This window comes from Amorphoplanes digitatis, assembly GCF_014205335.1.
GTDB classification, from domain to species: Bacteria; Actinomycetota; Actinomycetes; order Mycobacteriales; family Micromonosporaceae; genus Actinoplanes; species Actinoplanes digitatus.
Window position 1 is genome coordinate 1 of record NZ_JACHNH010000001.1, and the last position, 15,357, is coordinate 15,357.

The 15,357-nt window shown below is 73.5% G+C and carries 11 protein-coding genes; 8 read left to right on the top strand and 3 right to left on the bottom strand.

What is annotated here, in order from left to right:
- The 3 genes from BJ971_RS00005 to BJ971_RS00015 form a co-directional block, all read left to right on the top strand.
- Window positions 1-623: MBL fold metallo-hydrolase (locus tag BJ971_RS00005; protein WP_184988072.1), on the top strand; the 623-nt coding region annotated here is incomplete at its 5' end.
- A complete protein-coding gene (locus BJ971_RS00010) occupies window positions 620-4,264 on the top strand; it encodes an adenylate/guanylate cyclase domain-containing protein (protein WP_184988075.1) in 3,645 nt (1,214 codons plus the stop codon). The genes BJ971_RS00005 and BJ971_RS00010, both read left to right, overlap by 4 nt.
- 31 nt (window positions 4,265-4,295) lie before the next feature.
- Window positions 4,296-5,810, top strand: a complete 1,515-nt coding sequence (locus tag BJ971_RS00015) for a serine/threonine-protein kinase (protein ID WP_184988077.1) — start codon at window positions 4,296-4,298, stop codon at window positions 5,808-5,810.
- 14 nt (window positions 5,811-5,824) lie between these two features.
- Here BJ971_RS00015 and BJ971_RS00020 read toward each other — a convergent pair whose 3' ends face one another.
- The 3 genes from BJ971_RS00020 to BJ971_RS00030 form a co-directional block, all read right to left on the bottom strand.
- Entirely contained in the window at window positions 5,825-7,831 is a 2,007-nt protein-coding gene (locus BJ971_RS00020) for an ATP-binding protein (protein ID WP_184988080.1), read from the bottom strand.
- A gap of 32 nt (window positions 7,832-7,863) precedes the next feature.
- The gene (locus BJ971_RS00025) at window positions 7,864-9,315 is read right to left on the bottom strand and encodes a carboxyl transferase domain-containing protein (RefSeq protein WP_184988085.1); all 1,452 of its coding nucleotides are present in this window, start codon (window positions 9,313-9,315) and stop codon (window positions 7,864-7,866) included.
- Between the two features lie 265 nt (window positions 9,316-9,580).
- On the bottom strand, window positions 9,581-10,258 hold the full coding sequence (locus tag BJ971_RS00030) for a Crp/Fnr family transcriptional regulator (RefSeq protein WP_023562908.1): 678 nt from the start codon (window positions 10,256-10,258) through the stop codon (window positions 9,581-9,583).
- Window positions 10,259-10,462: 204 nt separating this feature from the next.
- On the opposite strand from BJ971_RS00030, the gene BJ971_RS00035 reads away from it, so the two are divergent.
- From BJ971_RS00035 to BJ971_RS00055, 5 genes are all read left to right on the top strand, one after another.
- Window positions 10,463-11,647: a CapA family protein gene (locus BJ971_RS00035; protein WP_184988086.1), complete on the top strand. Its 1,185-nt coding sequence runs from the start codon at window positions 10,463-10,465 to the stop codon at window positions 11,645-11,647.
- 48 nt (window positions 11,648-11,695) lie between these two features.
- Window positions 11,696-12,532 carry an endonuclease III gene (nth, locus tag BJ971_RS00040; RefSeq protein WP_311772717.1) on the top strand — a complete coding sequence of 279 codons (837 nt, stop codon included), beginning with the start codon at window positions 11,696-11,698 and terminating at the stop codon, window positions 12,530-12,532.
- Window positions 12,529-13,221: a TlpA family protein disulfide reductase gene (locus tag BJ971_RS41905; protein WP_239087865.1), complete on the top strand. Its 693-nt coding sequence runs from the start codon at window positions 12,529-12,531 to the stop codon at window positions 13,219-13,221. The genes nth and BJ971_RS41905 overlap by 4 nt, the downstream gene beginning before the upstream one ends.
- Window positions 13,222-13,301: 80 nt before the next feature.
- Window positions 13,302-13,982, top strand: a complete 681-nt coding sequence (locus BJ971_RS00050) for an NUDIX hydrolase (RefSeq protein WP_184998530.1) — start codon at window positions 13,302-13,304, stop codon at window positions 13,980-13,982.
- A gap of 22 nt (window positions 13,983-14,004) precedes the next feature.
- Window positions 14,005-15,183 (top strand): MarP family serine protease, encoded by a 1,179-nt coding sequence (locus BJ971_RS00055; protein ID WP_184988090.1) that lies wholly within the window; start codon window positions 14,005-14,007, stop codon window positions 15,181-15,183.
- The last annotated feature ends 174 nt before the right edge of the window (window positions 15,184-15,357 follow it).

A 15,357-nucleotide genomic window follows, 5' to 3' on the forward strand; every position in this document is an offset into this window, starting at 1 on the left:
ACGGACCGTTCCAGTTCATTCTCGTCACACACGGTCACCACGACCACGTCGACGGCGCCGCCCGCCTCTCCGAGATCCTGGGCGGGGTCCCGGTGCTGGCGGCCGACCCCCGGCACGGCGTCGCCGCGGAGCCGCTGGATCGCGCGGGCACGCTCGGCGTCGGCGGCCTGGAGCTGCGCGTGCTGGACACGCCCGGGCACACCGCCGACTCCGTGTGCTTCGTGGCGGACTGCGCGGGCGAGCGCGTCGTGTTCACCGGCGACACCATTCTGGGCCGCGGCACGACGGTGGTGGCGTGGCCGGACGGCGACCTGGCCGCGTACCTGACGAGCCTCGGTGCGCTCACGGCGTACGAGAAGATCTTGATGCTGCCCGGGCACGGCCCGGCGCGGGCCGACTGCGCGGCGGTCGCGCGGTCCTATCTCGACCACCGCCGTGAGCGGCTCGCTCAGGTGAGAGCCGCGGTCGCGGCCGGAGCCGGCTCCGCGGCGGCGGTCGTCGACGCCGTGTACCCCGACATCGCACCCGGTGTCCGTTTCGCGGCCGAGTGGTCGGTGCGCGCGCAACTCGAGTACCTGAGGCGGGAATCACAGCGACCCCTGGAACAGTTGGACCCGCTGTGACCTGTCCCGTGTGTGGAACCGTCGCCGTGCCCGGTGCCCGTTTCTGCCACAACTGCGGTGCCGCGCTGCCCGCTGCCGCCACTCTGCCCGCGGCGGAGCGGCGGATCGTCACCGTGCTCTTCGGCGACCTCTCCGACTTCACGTCCTGGTCCGAGGATCTGGACCCCGAGCGGGTCGGCGCGGTGACCGACCGGGTGCTCGCGGCGCTCGCGGGCGCGGTCAAGACCTTCGGCGGCCACGTCGACAAACTCACCGGCGACGGCATCATGGCCGTCTTCGGCGCGCCGGTCGCGCACGAGGACGACGCCGAGCGAGCCGTGCGGGCCGCCCTGAGCATGCAGCGCGCCGTGCGGCGGGTGCTGGACGACGAGCGCGGCGGCGGCGCCCCGCTGGGCCTGCGGGTCGGCCTCAACACCGGCGAGGTCGTCGCGGGCATCCAGGCCTCGATCGAGTACACGGTCATCGGCGACACGGTGAACACGGCCGCACGCCTCGCCGACGCCGCCGCGGTCGGCGCGGTCTACGCGGGATCGCGCACCTCGGCCGGCACCCGGCACGTCGCCTCCTGGCGGCAGCTGCGTGCGCTGCGGCTCAAGGGCAAGCGCGAGCCGGTGCCGGCGTACGAGCTGCTCGGCCTGCACGACGCGCCCGGCACCCGGTCCGGCCTCGGCGACGAGGCGCCGTTCGTCGGCCGCGAGACCGAGCTGGGCCGGGTGTCCGGCCGGCTCGCCGAGGTCGTCGACTCCGGCACGCCCCGGGTGATGGTGATGACCGCCGAGGCCGGCATCGGCAAGACCCGATTCGCGGCCGAGGTCAAGCGCTTCGCGGCCGGCTACGACGTCGGCGCGGGCCGGTTCGCCGGGCACACCGGCGCCCGGGTGCTGCGGGCACGCTGCCGCGCGTTCGGCGAGCGCCGCCGCTTCGCGCCGCTGGCCGACCTGGTCCGCAAGTCCGTCGGCCTGCCGAAGGACGTGGCGTCGACGATCACCCGCCCGGTCGTCGAGGAGCGGCTGCGCAAGCTCGCCACCCGGCTCGGCCGCGACGGCGGGGCTCCCGAGATCGACATCGAGCGGCTGCTCGCGCTGCTCGGCTACGGCGAGACGCCGGTCAACCCGGTCGGCCCGGCCGCGGTGGCGGAGTACCAGCCGACCGGCGGCGCGCGGCCGGAGACGGAGACCATCCCGATCGCGGTCGCGGGGCTGCTCAGCGCGCTGGCCCGGGAGGCGCCGCTGGTCGTCATCGTCGACGACCTGCACGACGCGACCGCCGAGACGATCGACGCGCTGGGCGCGGTGCTCTCCCGCCTGGACGGGCCGGTGGTCCTGCTGCTGCTCGGCCGCCCGGAGCTGGTGCGCACCGCCGGCGCGCTGACCCGGCTCGCCGACGCCGAGATCCACACGCTGCCGCCGCTGCGCGGCGCGGACGCGGCCCGGCTGCTCACCTCATACCTCAACGGCGGCAAGCTGCCGCAGCCCGACGCGGACCGGCTGCTCGCCACCGCGCAGGGCAACGCGTTCTACCTGGCCGAGCTCGTGACGCTGCTGATGGAGCGCGGCGCGCTGACGCCGGCCGTCGGCGCCAACGCGGCCGGCAAGTGGCACCTCGCGGCCGGCTCGATGGGCAGCCAGCTGCTCTCCCGCGACCTCGCCGCGGTCCTGGCGGCCCGCATCGACGCGCTGCCGACCGAGCCGCGCTCGGTGCTGCGCGACGCGGCCGTCGTCGGGGACACCGTGCCGACCGGCGTCATCGAGGCTCTGCGCGAGCGGCGTGCGCCCACCGACGCCCGGCCGGGTGCGGTCGCGGCCGTCGAGCTCGAACGCGCGGTCGACGAGCTGTTGCAGCGCCGCATGCTGCACCGCGTCCGCGGCGGATACGCCTTCAGCACGCCGCTGATGCGCGAGGCCGCGTACGCGGGGCTCGGCAAGGCCGACCTCGCCGACCGGCACGCGTACCTGGCGCGCTGGGCGGCGCCCGAGACCGTCACGGCACTCGGCTACGACGGCGCCGGGCGGCTCAGCCTCGGCGAGAACGAACGGGACGCGTTCGTCGCCACCCACGCCGAGTGCGCGGTCGAGCTGGCCGACGCCGTGCGGCTGCGCCCCGACGCCGCCGCCCGCGACGTGATCCCGCTGGGCGTCGCCGCACTCGGCCGGATGGCCCGGCGGGCGCTTGCCAAGATCGAACCGGCCGCCTCCATCCAGTACGCGGAGCGCGCCGCCACCATCGCCCGCGACGGCCTGCCCCTCTCCGACCAGCTGGTGCACGCCCGCGCGCTGCTGCGGCTCGGCCGGGCGTCGGAGGCGCTCGCATACGGCGAGAAGATCGCCGCGAGCGCGGACGAGGAGCCGGTGTGCCGCGCCGAGGCCCTGCTGGTCGTCGGCCGCGCGGAGGAGGCGCTCGGCGACACCTCGCGGGCGATCGCGGCCTGGCAGCAGGCGCTGGACGTCGCCACCGCGGCCGAGCTGGCGCCGGAGCGCGCCAACGCCATGCGCCGGCTCGGCATGGCCGACTTCCTGGCCGGCAAGCTGAGCCAGGCGAGCAGCCGGTTCGCGGCGGCCTACCAGGTGACGCTCGCGGCGGGCGACCGGCACGGTCAGGCCTGGGCGCTGCAGAACCTGGCCTGGGTGACCACGACCCGGGGCGACTTCGCGGGCACGGACGCCGTTCTCGGCCGCGCCGCCCGGCTCTTCGCCGAGCTGGGCGACCCGGTCGGGCGGTCCTGGCTGCGCGGCACGACCGCCTTCGCGCGGCTGCTGGCCGGCCGGCTGCACGAGTCGCGGCGGCTGGCCCGGATCTTCCTGCCCTTCGGCGACCGCGTCGGCGAGGGCTGGGCGGTGGGCACGCTGCGGGCCGTCGAGGCGTACGCGGCCGCCGAGCTGGGCGACCTGTCCGAGGCGGACGCCGAGGCGCGCCGGGCGTACCGGGACTTCGCGGCCGTCTCCGACGACTGGGGCCGCGGGCTCGCGCTCGTCGTGCGCGGCGCGATCGCCCGGGGCCTCGGCGAGCCCGAGCACGCCGAGGACCTGCTCACCGACGCGCTCGAGTTCGCCGCCCGCACCGGGCACCCGCTGCTGCTGGGCATGGCCGGCACGCTGCGCGGCTTCGTGGCGCTGCACCGCGGCGACGTCGAGGCGGCCGAGGCCGACGCCCGCCGGGTGATGATCGCGGTGGAGCCGCACAATCCGCTCGCGCCGGCACAGGTCGGTCCGCGGGTGCTGCTCGCCGAGGCGCGCCTGCGCGCGGGCGACGCCGCGACGGCGGTCGGGCTGCTCGCGCCGATCGCTAGCGACACCGGCGGCTCGCTGCTCTTCTCGCGGCGGCAGTCGCTCGTGTCGTACGCGTCCGCGCTGCTCGCCGACGGGCGGATCGATGACGCGGCGACGTGGATCCGGCGCGCCCGGGAGGTTCCGGCCGAGGATGTGCGCAGCGGTGTCATCGCGGCGATGGTCCTCGCCCGGGTGAATGCGGCGGCCGGCGCGATGGCCGAGGCCAGGGTCGCCGCGGAGGAGGCGGTGCTGCTCGCGCACTCGACAGAGCAGCTGAGCGAGCGGGTCTCCGCCGAGGAACTTCGCGACGCGTTGGCACATTCCACGGTGGAACCGCCGGAATCTGTCGCGTACGCGTCTGACGTGCCCGGATGAACCCGACCAACGGTCGCGTATTTTCTAATCCGTGACCGACACTCCGCCCGGCCGTCTGCCCGCGCCATACGTGCCAGGCATGTCCGGCTTGTCGGTAATGGCCCGAGGTGGGTACGTGACCGTCTACCGCGCCACTCAGGATTCGGTGGGCCGTGACGTCGCCATCAAGGTCGAGAACCGGACCCTCGACAACGCCCGGGACCAGGCACGGTTCCTGCGCGAGGCGAAGGCCGCCGGGCGGATGTCCTCGCACCCGCACGTCGTCGACCTCTTCGACGTCGGCGTCACCGTCGACCAGCACCCGTACCTGATCATGGAGCTCTGCGACGGGTCGTACCTCGACCGGATGCGGGTCTCCCCGCTCGCCGCCGCCGAGGCACGCGACCTCGGCGTCAAGATCGCCGACGCCCTGGTGCACTCGCACGCCAACGGGGTGCTGCACCGCGACGTCAAGCCGGCCAACATCCTGTACTCGCACTTCAACCCGGCCGTGCTCGCCGACTTCGGGCTGGCCGTGCTCGGCGAGATGCGCGACTCGTCGGTCACCCTCGAGGTGCTCACCCCGGCCTACGCGCCGCCGGAGATGTTCTCGCACGCCGACCCGTCCGGCGCGGTCGACGTCTACGCGCTCTGCGCCACCCTCTACGCGGTGATGCACGGCCGGCCGCCCCGCTGGGACACCGAACGCAGCCCCAGCCTCATCACGCTGATGGACCTCTTCCACCAGCCGATCCCGGAGCTGCCGGGCGTGCCGCGCGCGCTCACCGAGATCCTCCGGTACGGGATGGCGAACGATCCCCGGGCCCGCCCGACGGCGGCGCAGCTCCGCGAGCTGCTCACCGGGCTGCACCTCGGGCCGGCCGGCGGGCAGCCGGCGCCGACGATCTACCGCGCCTCGACGTTCCAGCCGCCGGTGCCCCGGCCCATGCCGCTGGATCCGCGGCCGCGCCCGCCGGTGTCGCCGACCCGCGACGTGCAGGGCGAGGACGAGACGCCGACCGTGCACACCGACCCGCGCAAGCGCGGCAAGCGGAAGTGGCTGTTCGGCGGCTTCGGGGTGTTCCTGCTGCTGGCGGCCTCGGTCGGCGGTGCCCTGCTGGCCTCGTCGCAGGGGCCGAAGATGCGTTCGCTGGCCGGCCGGCTCTCGGGGCCCGCCGCCTCCACCGTGCCGGTCGCGCTGTCCCGCCTGCCGGGCTGCGCCGTCGGCAAGGCGTACTGCCCCGACGAGGTCGAGTGCTACACCCGGCGTACCGACAGCGGCCCGATCGCGCGGCGGGTCGCCTGCTCGCTGCCGCACAGCTGGGAGGTCTTCGCCATCGGCGAACTGCCGAACGGCGTGCGAGCGGAGGACCGGATCGCGGTCACCGCCGACCGGACCGTGCGCAAGGTGTGCAGCCGGGCGACGTTCCGCCGCACCACGACCCGCACCGACAGCTCCGAGTGGGCGCTGTCGGTGCTGCCGCCGACCGCCGCGGACCGGGTGTTCCGGTGCCTGGCCGGCCAGGGCGCCGACCAGCTACGCGGGCCGGTGCTGGCCCGCGGCTGAGCCTCACTCGGGGCTTACTCGGGGTCGAGGACGGCCAGCAGCTCGCCCGTGTCGACCTCCGCTCCCGGGCGTACCGGCAGCGAGGCGACCACCCCGGCCGACGGGGCGTGCACCGGGTGTTCGAGCTTCATGGCCTCCAGCGTGAGCAGCAGCTCGCCGGCCCGCACCCGCTGGCCCGGCACCACCAGCACCCGGCGCACGGCACCGGGCAGCGGGGCGATCAGCGAGCCCTCGGTGGCCTCCGGCGAGGGCAGCGGGAAGCGGGACAGCTCCCGCAGCGTCACCGAGCCCTCCGGGCTGTCCACGTAGGAGATGTCGCCGACCCGGTGCACCTTGAGGCTCAGCCGGATCCCGTTGACGTCGAGGTCGACCCGGCCGCCGTCGGCGTGCACGACCATCGTCGGCGGATGGTCGTCGAGCGTCGGTGCCTGGCCGAGGCCGGCGAGGTCCAGCTCCTCCGGGTCCACCGAGCGCACCCACCAGCCGGCCAGCTCGCCGTGCCGGTTCATCCGGTAGCCGACCTCGACCGGGCCGGCCGGGCCGTCGTAGACGGCGGTCTGCGAGCCGGACGGCACGTTGCGCCAGCCCGAGGGCAGCGAGGCGAGCACGGGCGCGATCGCCCGCCGGGCGGCGGCGCCGGCGAGCGCCGCGGCCAGGCACGAGATCCGCACCGCGTCCACGGAGGAGAGCAGCGGCGCGAACACCTCGGGGTGCCGGTCCAGGAAGCCGGTGTCCACGTCGCCGGCCCGGAACGCCTGGTGCCGCAGCACCCGGACGAGCAGGTCCCGGTTGGTGACGACGCCGTGCAGCTGGGTCCGGGTCAGCGCCGACGCGAGCATCCGCGCCGCCTCCTGCCGGGTCGGCGCCCAGGCCACCAGCTTGGCCAGCATCGAGTCGCCCTGCAGGCCGACCACCGAGCCGTCCGTCACGCCGGTGTCCAGGCGCAGCCCCGGCTGCGGCAGCGGCCGGAAGGAGCCCGCCACATCGGGTACGCCGAACCGGTGCAGGGTGCCGGACGCGGGCAGCCACGCGTACGCGGGATCCTCGGCGCAGATCCGCACCTCGATGGCGTGCCCGCGGATCGGCGGCGGCCCCGGCATCGGCAGGTGACCGCCCTCGGAGACGAGTAGCTGGAGGCGGACCAGGTCGTAGCCGGAGACGCACTCGGTGACGGCGTGCTCCACCTGGAGGCTCGGCGTCAGCTCGAGGAACCAGAAGTCGCCCTCGGAGTCGAGCAGGAACTCGACCGCGCCGGCGCCCACGTACCCGATGGCCCGGACCGCGATGATCGCCGCCCGGCACAGCTCCTCGCGCAGCGCGGGGTCGACCGCCGGCGACGGCGTCTCCTCGATGATCTTCTGGTAGCGGCGCTGCACCGAGCACTCGCGCTCGCCGAACGGCACCACCGCGCCGTGCGTGTCCGCGATGATCGGCACCTCGATGTGCCGGACGTTCTCCACGTACGGCTCGCAGAAGATCTCGTCGCCGATCTCCTGCCGGGTCGAGGCCACCGCCTCGGCGAGGGTGTGCGGGTCGCGCACGACCCGCATGCCCTGGCCGCCCCGGCCGCTGTCCGGCTTGATGAGCACCGGGAAGTCGGTGATCTGTTCCGGGTCGGTCGCGGTCGGTAGCACCGGGACGCCGGCCTCCGCGACCACGGCCTTGGTCTCGATCTTGCTGTGCAGCATGCCGAGCGTCTTCGCCGGCGGGCCGACCCAGATCATTCCGGCGTCCGCGACCGCCGCGGCGAACTCCGGGTCCTCGGCGAGCGCACCGTCGCCGGGATGGATGGCGTTCGCGCCGGCCCGGCGGGCGGCGGCGATGATCAGGTCGCCGCGCAGATACGTCGAGGCCGCGGTGCCGCCGGAGAGGTGGACGGCGTAGTCCGCCTCCGTGACGTGCTGGGCATCGGAATCGGCATCGGAGTAGACGGCGACCGTCTCGATGCCGACCAGGCGGCAGGTGGAGAACACCCGGCGGGCGATCTCGCCGCGGTTGGCCACCAGAAGACGTCGGATCACGGGTCTGCCTCTCAGAACTTCAGGGACTTACTTCAGGGTCGGAAGACGCCGACGTGCTCGGCGCCCTCGACGGCCGCGCTGTGCACCGCGGACAGGCAGAGCCCGAGCACCGTGCGGGTGTCACGGGGGTCGATCACGCCGTCGTCGGGCAGCTTGCCGCCCGGGCCCGAACCCTCCACGGGTCGCTCCACCGGCCAGCTGAACAGGAACCGCGGCTCGTAGGCCCGGCCGTAGATGCCGCCGGCCTCCTCGGCGGGGGTGCCGCCGATCATCAGGGTCAGGTGCGGCACCGTCGACTTCGCGACGGCGTGCACCAGCGGGGCACCGTGCCGTACGTCGGCGGCCTCGTGCGCCTCGGCGGCCTGCGCGCCCGTGTACTGCACGAACAGCAGCGAGGTCGCGGTGGCGTTGGCCAGCTGGATGAAGTGCACGGCCTTCTGGGTCTCGGCCGGCGAGAACGCCCCGCCCAGGTTGGCGAGCACGCCGATCGGGTAGCCGTGCAGCTCGCCCCAGCCGGTCACCAGCGCCGTGCCCTGCGTCGGCTTGAACTCGTCGAAGTCGCTGCCGTCCAGGATCCGGGCGAGCACCTCGCGCGGCTCGAACACCGTCGCCGGGTCGGCGCCGGCCATGGTCAGCAGGTCCTCGGCGTCGTACTTCGGCGGGTTCGGCATGCAGTGCCGCGGCGCGGGGCCGCGCTTGCGCCAGTTGAACCGGCGCACGCACTGCCGGGCCAGCCGCAGACCGTCCCGCTCGTCCTCGGCCAGCTGGTCGGCCGGGCCGGTGACCCCGGCCGGGACGGTCGGCGTGCTGCGCACCTCGGGCGCGGGCCGCCCGTTCGCCCCGGCCACGCGGACCGGCTGCGGGTGGATGGTGAGCATCTTCGCGTGCCCGCGCACCATGATCGTGTAGTCGGAGAGCGCGGGCAGGTAGGCCGCGTCCCCGGTCGTCGCCCCGAAGACCACGCAGACCGTCGGCACCCGGTCCGCGGTGAGCTGGCTGAGGTCGCGGGCGATGGCGCCGCCCGGCGGCGGACCCGCCGGCGCGGCCGCGCCCGTCGATTCCACGAGATTCACCAGCGGCAGGCGGTTCACCGACGCGATCCGGGCGGCCCGCCTGATCTTCTCGACCGTGTACGGGTTGACGGCGCCGCCGTCCACCGTCGGGTCGTTGGCGATGACCACGCACTCGACGCCCTCGACCACGCCGATGCCGGTGACCACGCTCGCCCCGACCGGGAACTCCGAGCCCCACGCGGCGACCGGCGACAGCTCGAGGAACGGGCTGTCCTGATCGAGGAGCATCTCGACCCGCTCCCGCGGCAGCAGCTTGCCGCGGGCGTGATGCCTGGTGACCCACTTCTCGCCGCCACCCGCGCGCGCCGCCTCCAGCGCGGCCTCGAGCTCGACCAGCCGCTCCAGCATCGCGCTGCGGCTCTCCAGGTAGGCCGGCGTGCGCGGGTCGATCGCGGTGGCGAGCACGGTCACGGGGTCACCTCTGCCGTGCCCGCACGGCTTTCGCTGCGCTGCGTGCCCGCCACCATCTTCAAAGCCCGCGCCCTCTCACCCGTCTAGTGCCTCTCGACCACCTCCGTAACGAGCGGCCGACCGGGTGCGACACGGATCATGGTGTGGCGGCTTTGTCCCCTGATCAGGTGTGCGTACACGCAGTCAAGGGGCCGCCCATAAGGACGGCCCCTGTCGTGCTGGACCTCGTCTCGCCTGGCGGAACCGGAAGGCTCCGCCGGGCGGGTCAGACCCGCGCTCGGCGGGCCAGGCGCTCCGGGTCGAGAATGATGACGCTCTTGCCGTCGAGCCGCAGCCAGGCGCGGGACGCGAAGTCCGCGAGCGCCTTGTTGACCGTCTCCCGCGAGGCGCCGACGAGCTGCGCCAGCTCCTCCTGGGTCAGGTCGTGCGTGACCCGCAGGACGCCGCCGTCCCGGGTGCCGAACCGGCCCGCCATCTGGAGCAGGTTCTTCGCCACCCGGCCGGGCACGTCGGTGAAGATCAGGTCCGCGAGCGCGTCGTTCGTCCGGCGCAGCCTGCGGGCGAGCACCCGCAGCAACTGCTCGGCGATCTCCGGCCGGTTGTTCAACCACGGGCGCAGCGACGACTTCTTCAGTCGCGCCAGGCGCGTGTCGGTTACCGCGGTGGCAGTCGCCGTCCGCGGACCGGGGTCGAACAGCGACAGCTCACCGAGCATGTCCGACGGACCCATGATCGAGACCAGGTTCTGCCGTCCGTCCGCCGCTCGGCGACCAAGCTTGATCTTGCCGGAGAGAACGATGTAAAGGCTGTCACCCGCCTCGCCCTCATTGAAGACGATGTCGCCCTTGCGGAACTCGATCGTCTCCATCTCCTTGGCGAGCGCCTCGGCAGCCTCCGGGTCAACGCCCTGGAAGATCCCGCTGCGAGCCAGTACCTCATCCATCGCTGTACCTCCGACTACGCGTTTTCGCCGCGCACGATCAGTCTAGGCGCACGCGGGCCTCAACCGGGCGGGCACCCCTCAATCAAGATCTCGCAGCGTAACCGGTCGCGCCGCCCGGGTCCGAAGAATCGTCGCTCCCGGTGAGCAATGACCGGCCGTTCGATGGTCGCCCCCGCCCGCCAGCCGACGGTATCGTTCCCGTCGATGAATGCCCAGCCCCCGCGGCGCGGTCTGTTCGGCCGCCCGATTCTCACCGTGACCATCGCCGCCGCCGTCCTCGCGAGCGCGGCACTCGGCGGCGTAGCCCTTGCGGATCGTGGATCCGGAGAGGTCGCCGCCCCGGTCTGGAAGGTCCCCCCGTCCTCGGCCCCCGCCTCGGCGCCCGCCAAGGCCCCCGACACGGAATCCGCGGCGGTCGGTGAGTCGATCACGTTCTCGGCGACCGGCGACATCATCATGGGCAGCGCGCCGAACAAGCTGCCGGCCGGCGACGGCGAGGGCTTCTTCGACTCGGTGAAGGAGGCCCTGAAGTCCGACCTGGTGATGGGCAACCTCGAGCAGCCACTCACCGACGACACCGGCACCTCCAAGTGCGGCACGCCGCCGAGCGACAACTGCTACGCGTTCCGCTCGCCGCCCGCGTACGCCGAGCACCTGGTCGACGCCGGCTTCGAGCTGATGAACACGGCGAACAACCACTCCAAGGACTTCGGCACCCAGGGCTACCGGAACACCGTCGCGGCGCTCGAGAAGGCCGGGCTCAAGCACACCGGCGCGCAGGACCAGATCACCGTCACCGAGGTCAAGGGCGTGCGGGTCGCGGTCGTGGGCTTCTCGCCGTACGCGGGAGCGAACAACCTGAACGACCTGGACGCGGCGCGAGCCGTGATCAAGGAGGCCGCGGGCCAGGCCGACGTCGTCGTGGTGCAGGTGCACATGGGCGCCGAGGGCTCGGACAAGGGCCACGTGAAACCGGGCAACGAGATCTTCTTCCACGAGAACCGGGGCGATCCGATCAAGTTCTCCCACGCGGTCATCGACGCCGGCGCGGACGTGGTCGTCGGGCACGGGCCGCACGTGCTGCGCGGCATGGAGTTCTACAAGGGCAAACTGATCGCTTACAGCCTCGGCAACTTCGCGGGCGGCGGCAGGACGCTCAACAGCGGCGGCGTCCTGAAGTACGGCGGCGTCCTGCACGTCTCGCTGACCCGGGAGGGCGAGTTCGCCGGCGGCAGGTTCCTGTCGACCTTCATGAACTCGGCCGGCAAGCCGGTCCGGGACAGCGAGAACGAGCGCGGCCTCGCCCGCGTCCGCGACCTCACGGCGGCCGACTTCGGTGACACCGCCGCGACCATCGGTGAGGACGGATCCATCGCGCCGCCGAGCTGACGGGTACATGACCCGATGCGGTCGGTGGTGCGACGTACTCTTGCTCGCGTGAGCCGTCCTGTCATCGCCGCCCCCGCCGGTGCGGCCCTGCTCGCCCGGTCGGCAAAGCGCTTCGCGAACGAGACCCCGATCGGACGTAAACGCCGGGCCCGCAAGATGGCCAGAGAGCTGGCCGAGGCGCACCCCGACGCGCACTGCGAGCTCGACTTCGAGACGCCGCTGCAACTCGCGGTCGCGACGATCCTGTCGGCGCAGTGCACGGACAAGAAGGTCAACGAGGTCACCCCGACCGTCTTCGCCAAGTATGTGACCGCGGCCGACTACGCCGCCGCGGACCGCGGCCGGCTCGAGGAGATCCTCCGGCCGACCGGCTTCTTCCGGGCGAAGACCGACTCACTGATCAAGCTGGGCCAGGCGCTGATCGAGCGCCACGACGGCGAGCTGCCCGGCACGCTGGACCAGCTGGTCGCGCTGCCGGGCATCGGCCGCAAGACGGCCAACGTCATCCTCGGCAACGCCTTCGACGTACCGGGCATCACGGTCGACACCCACTTCCGGCGGCTGGTCAACCGCTTCGGCTGGGTGGACGAGGAGGACCCGGTCAAGATCGAATTCCTGGTCGCCGACCTGGTCGAGAAGCGCGACTGGACCATGCTGTCGCACCGGATCATCTTCCACGGGCGCCGGGTCTGCCACGCGCGCAAGCCGGCCTGCGGCGCGTGCACCCTGGCGAAGCTCTGCCCCTCCTACGGCACCGGACCGACCGAGGCGGCGCCGGCGGCGAAGCTGCTCAAGGGCCCGCGCGCCCGGGACCTGGCCGCGCACGCGGGCGTCGACCCCGGGCTGGTGCCGGCCGCGGCCATCACGACGCCGGAAGCGCCGTGAGCCGAGCCCGGAGCCGGCCTGCGCGGTGGCTCACGCCGCCCCTGGCGCTGCTGCTCGCCGCGTGCACGGCGACGGAGGCACCGCCGCGGCAGGACGACGAGGGCACGGCATCACCCTTCGCCGCCTGCGCGGCGCTCACCAAGCCACCGTCTCCGTCCGGGACCGCCCCTTCCGCGACCGGCCCTTCCGGGACCGCCCCTTCCGTAACTGCCCCTTCCGCGAGCGGCCCGTCTGCGGCCGCCCCGGCCGCCGCCGCCCCGGCCGTCGCTGCGGACCTTCCGCCGGTTTCCCTGCCCTGTTTCACGGGTGGGGAGAGCTTTGCGCTCGCGGGGCTGCGCGGGCCGGCCGTGATCAGCCTGTGGGCCTCGTGGTGTCCGCCGTGCCGCGAGGAGCTGCCGTTGATGCAGGAGCTCGCCGACCTGACGGCCGGGCGCCTGCACGTGGTCGGCGTCGACACCCGCGACAGCCGGGACGCCGGCGCCTCGTTCGCCGCGGGCCGGGGGCTGTCGTTCCCGACGCTGTTCGACCCGGACCAGAAGCTGCTCACCGGGCTCGGCAAGGTCAACCTGCCGGTCACCGTCTTCGTCGGCGCGGACGGCCGTCGTTTCGTCTACGCCGGCAAGGCCCTCGACCGGCCGGCCCTCGGCGACCTGGTGCGCGAACACACCGGTGTGACGGTGACCGGGTGAGCAATTCCCAACCAGAGGATTCCGGGGCGTCGACCGCTGCCGGGAGCCGCCGACCGGGCCACGGTGACAAAGGCTCGCTGATCGAGCGCCCGGAAGGACTACCCGGTTGGTGGGAGCCGCTGCTGACCCGGGCCTACTCCGCGCGTACCGAGGACTTCACCCCGCTGCGCACTCCGGCCAGCGGCGGGCGGGCGAGCGCTGTGCTGGTGCTGCTGGGGGAGGACCGCCCCGGCGAGCCCGACCTGCTGGTGCTCCAGCGGGCCGCGACCATGCGCAACCACGCCGGCCAGCCCGCCTTCCCGGGCGGCGCGGCCGACCCGGCGGATCGGGACCCGGCGGCCACCGCCCTGCGGGAGGCCGACGAGGAGGTCGGCCTCGACCCGGCGAGCGCGACCGTGCTGATGGAGCTGCCCGAGCTCTACATCCCGGTCAGCCGGTTCGTGGTGACACCCGTGCTGGCCTGGTGGCACGCGCCGCACCCGGTGCACCCGCGCGAGCCCGCCGAGGTCGCGCACGTCGCCCGGCTGCCGATCGCCGAGCTGGTCGACCCGGAGAACCGGATCCGGGTACGGCACCCGAGCGGCTGGGTGGGACCCGCCTTCCAGGTACGGGGGATGCTCGTCTGGGGCTTCACCGCCGGCGTCATCTCGGCCCTGCTGGACATGGCGGGCTGGGCCCGGCCGTGGGAGCCCGGCCGGCTCATCAGACTGCCCGATACCCCGGTCGCGGTGCCGTCCGCCTCGGATGAGGTGGTTACGTGACTGTCACTTCTACTCTGAGCGAGTGCATGTGGTCGATGGATTCCTGATCCTGCTCATGCTGGTCTTCGCCATCAGCGGCTACCGGCAGGGTTTCGTCATCGGGGCGCTCTCCTTCGGGGGCTTCTTCAGTGGTGCCCTGATCGGCCTCCAGGTCGGCCCGCTGATCGCCAACCAGTTCACCGACGACACCGTGCGGCTGGTCGTCTCGCTGGTCTCGATATTCGCTCTGGCCGTGCTCGGCCAGACCCTGGCGGGCTGGCTGGGCACCAGGCTGCGCCACTCGATCTCGAGCCCGCCGCTACAGCGGCTGGACGACGCGGGCGGCGCGGTGGTCTCGCTGGTGGCCGTGCTGCTCGTCGCGTGGCTGATCGCCGTGCCGCTGGGCTCGACGCCGTTCCCGGCCATCAACAAGCAGGTGCGCAGCAGCGCCGTGCTGAACGGCATCAACACGCTGATGCCGGAGCAGGCGCAGGCGCTCTCGGCCGGCCTTCGCGAGTCGCTCAACACCAACGGCTTCCCGGACGTCTTCGGCGGCCTGGCCCGCACCAACGCCCGCGAGGTCGCGGCGCCGGATCCGGCGCTGGCGAAGTCGCAGGTGGTCGTCAACTCCCGGCGTTCGGTGATCAAGGTGCTGGGCACCGCACCGAGCTGCTCGCGCCGCATCGAGGGCTCGGGCTTCGTCTACGCCGACGAGCGCATCATGACGAACGCCCACGTGGTGGCGGGCACCCGCAACGTGCAGGTGGAGACCGCCGACGACCGGCTGGACGGCAAGGTGGTGGTCTACGACCCGGAGCGCGACCTTGCGGTCATCTACGTGCCGGGCCTGCGCGCGCCGGTGATGCCCTTCGTCAAGAAGCAGGCGGCGACCGGCGCGAACGCGATCGTGCTCGGCTACCCGCTGGACGGCCCCTACAACGCGCAGTCGGCGCGGGTCCGCGACGTCAGCAACATCACCGGCCCGGACATCTACGACTCGGGCGACGTGACCCGGGAGATCTACACGATCTTCGCCAAGGTCCGCAGCGGCAACTCGGGCGGTCCCCTGGTCGCCCCGAACGGCGACGTGCTCGGCGTGATCTTCGCGGCGGCTGCGGACGACCAGACCACGGGCTTCGCGCTGACGGCGTCGGAGGCAGCGGGCACGGCCAACCTGGGCGTGGCACGCACCCGGGGCGTCAAGACCGGCGATTGCGCCTGAGACCGACCCGGTAGCCGCGCCCGGTAGCAGCTACCTGACCGCGCTCCCGGATCCCGCGGCGGTGGATGGCAGAACCGCCCGGGTCTGCCCGGCGCGGCCTCGCGGTCCGACTCGGCTTCGTTCGTCGGGCGCGGCCTCGCGCGGTCTGGCTCAGCTTCTTCGGTTGGGCGTGGC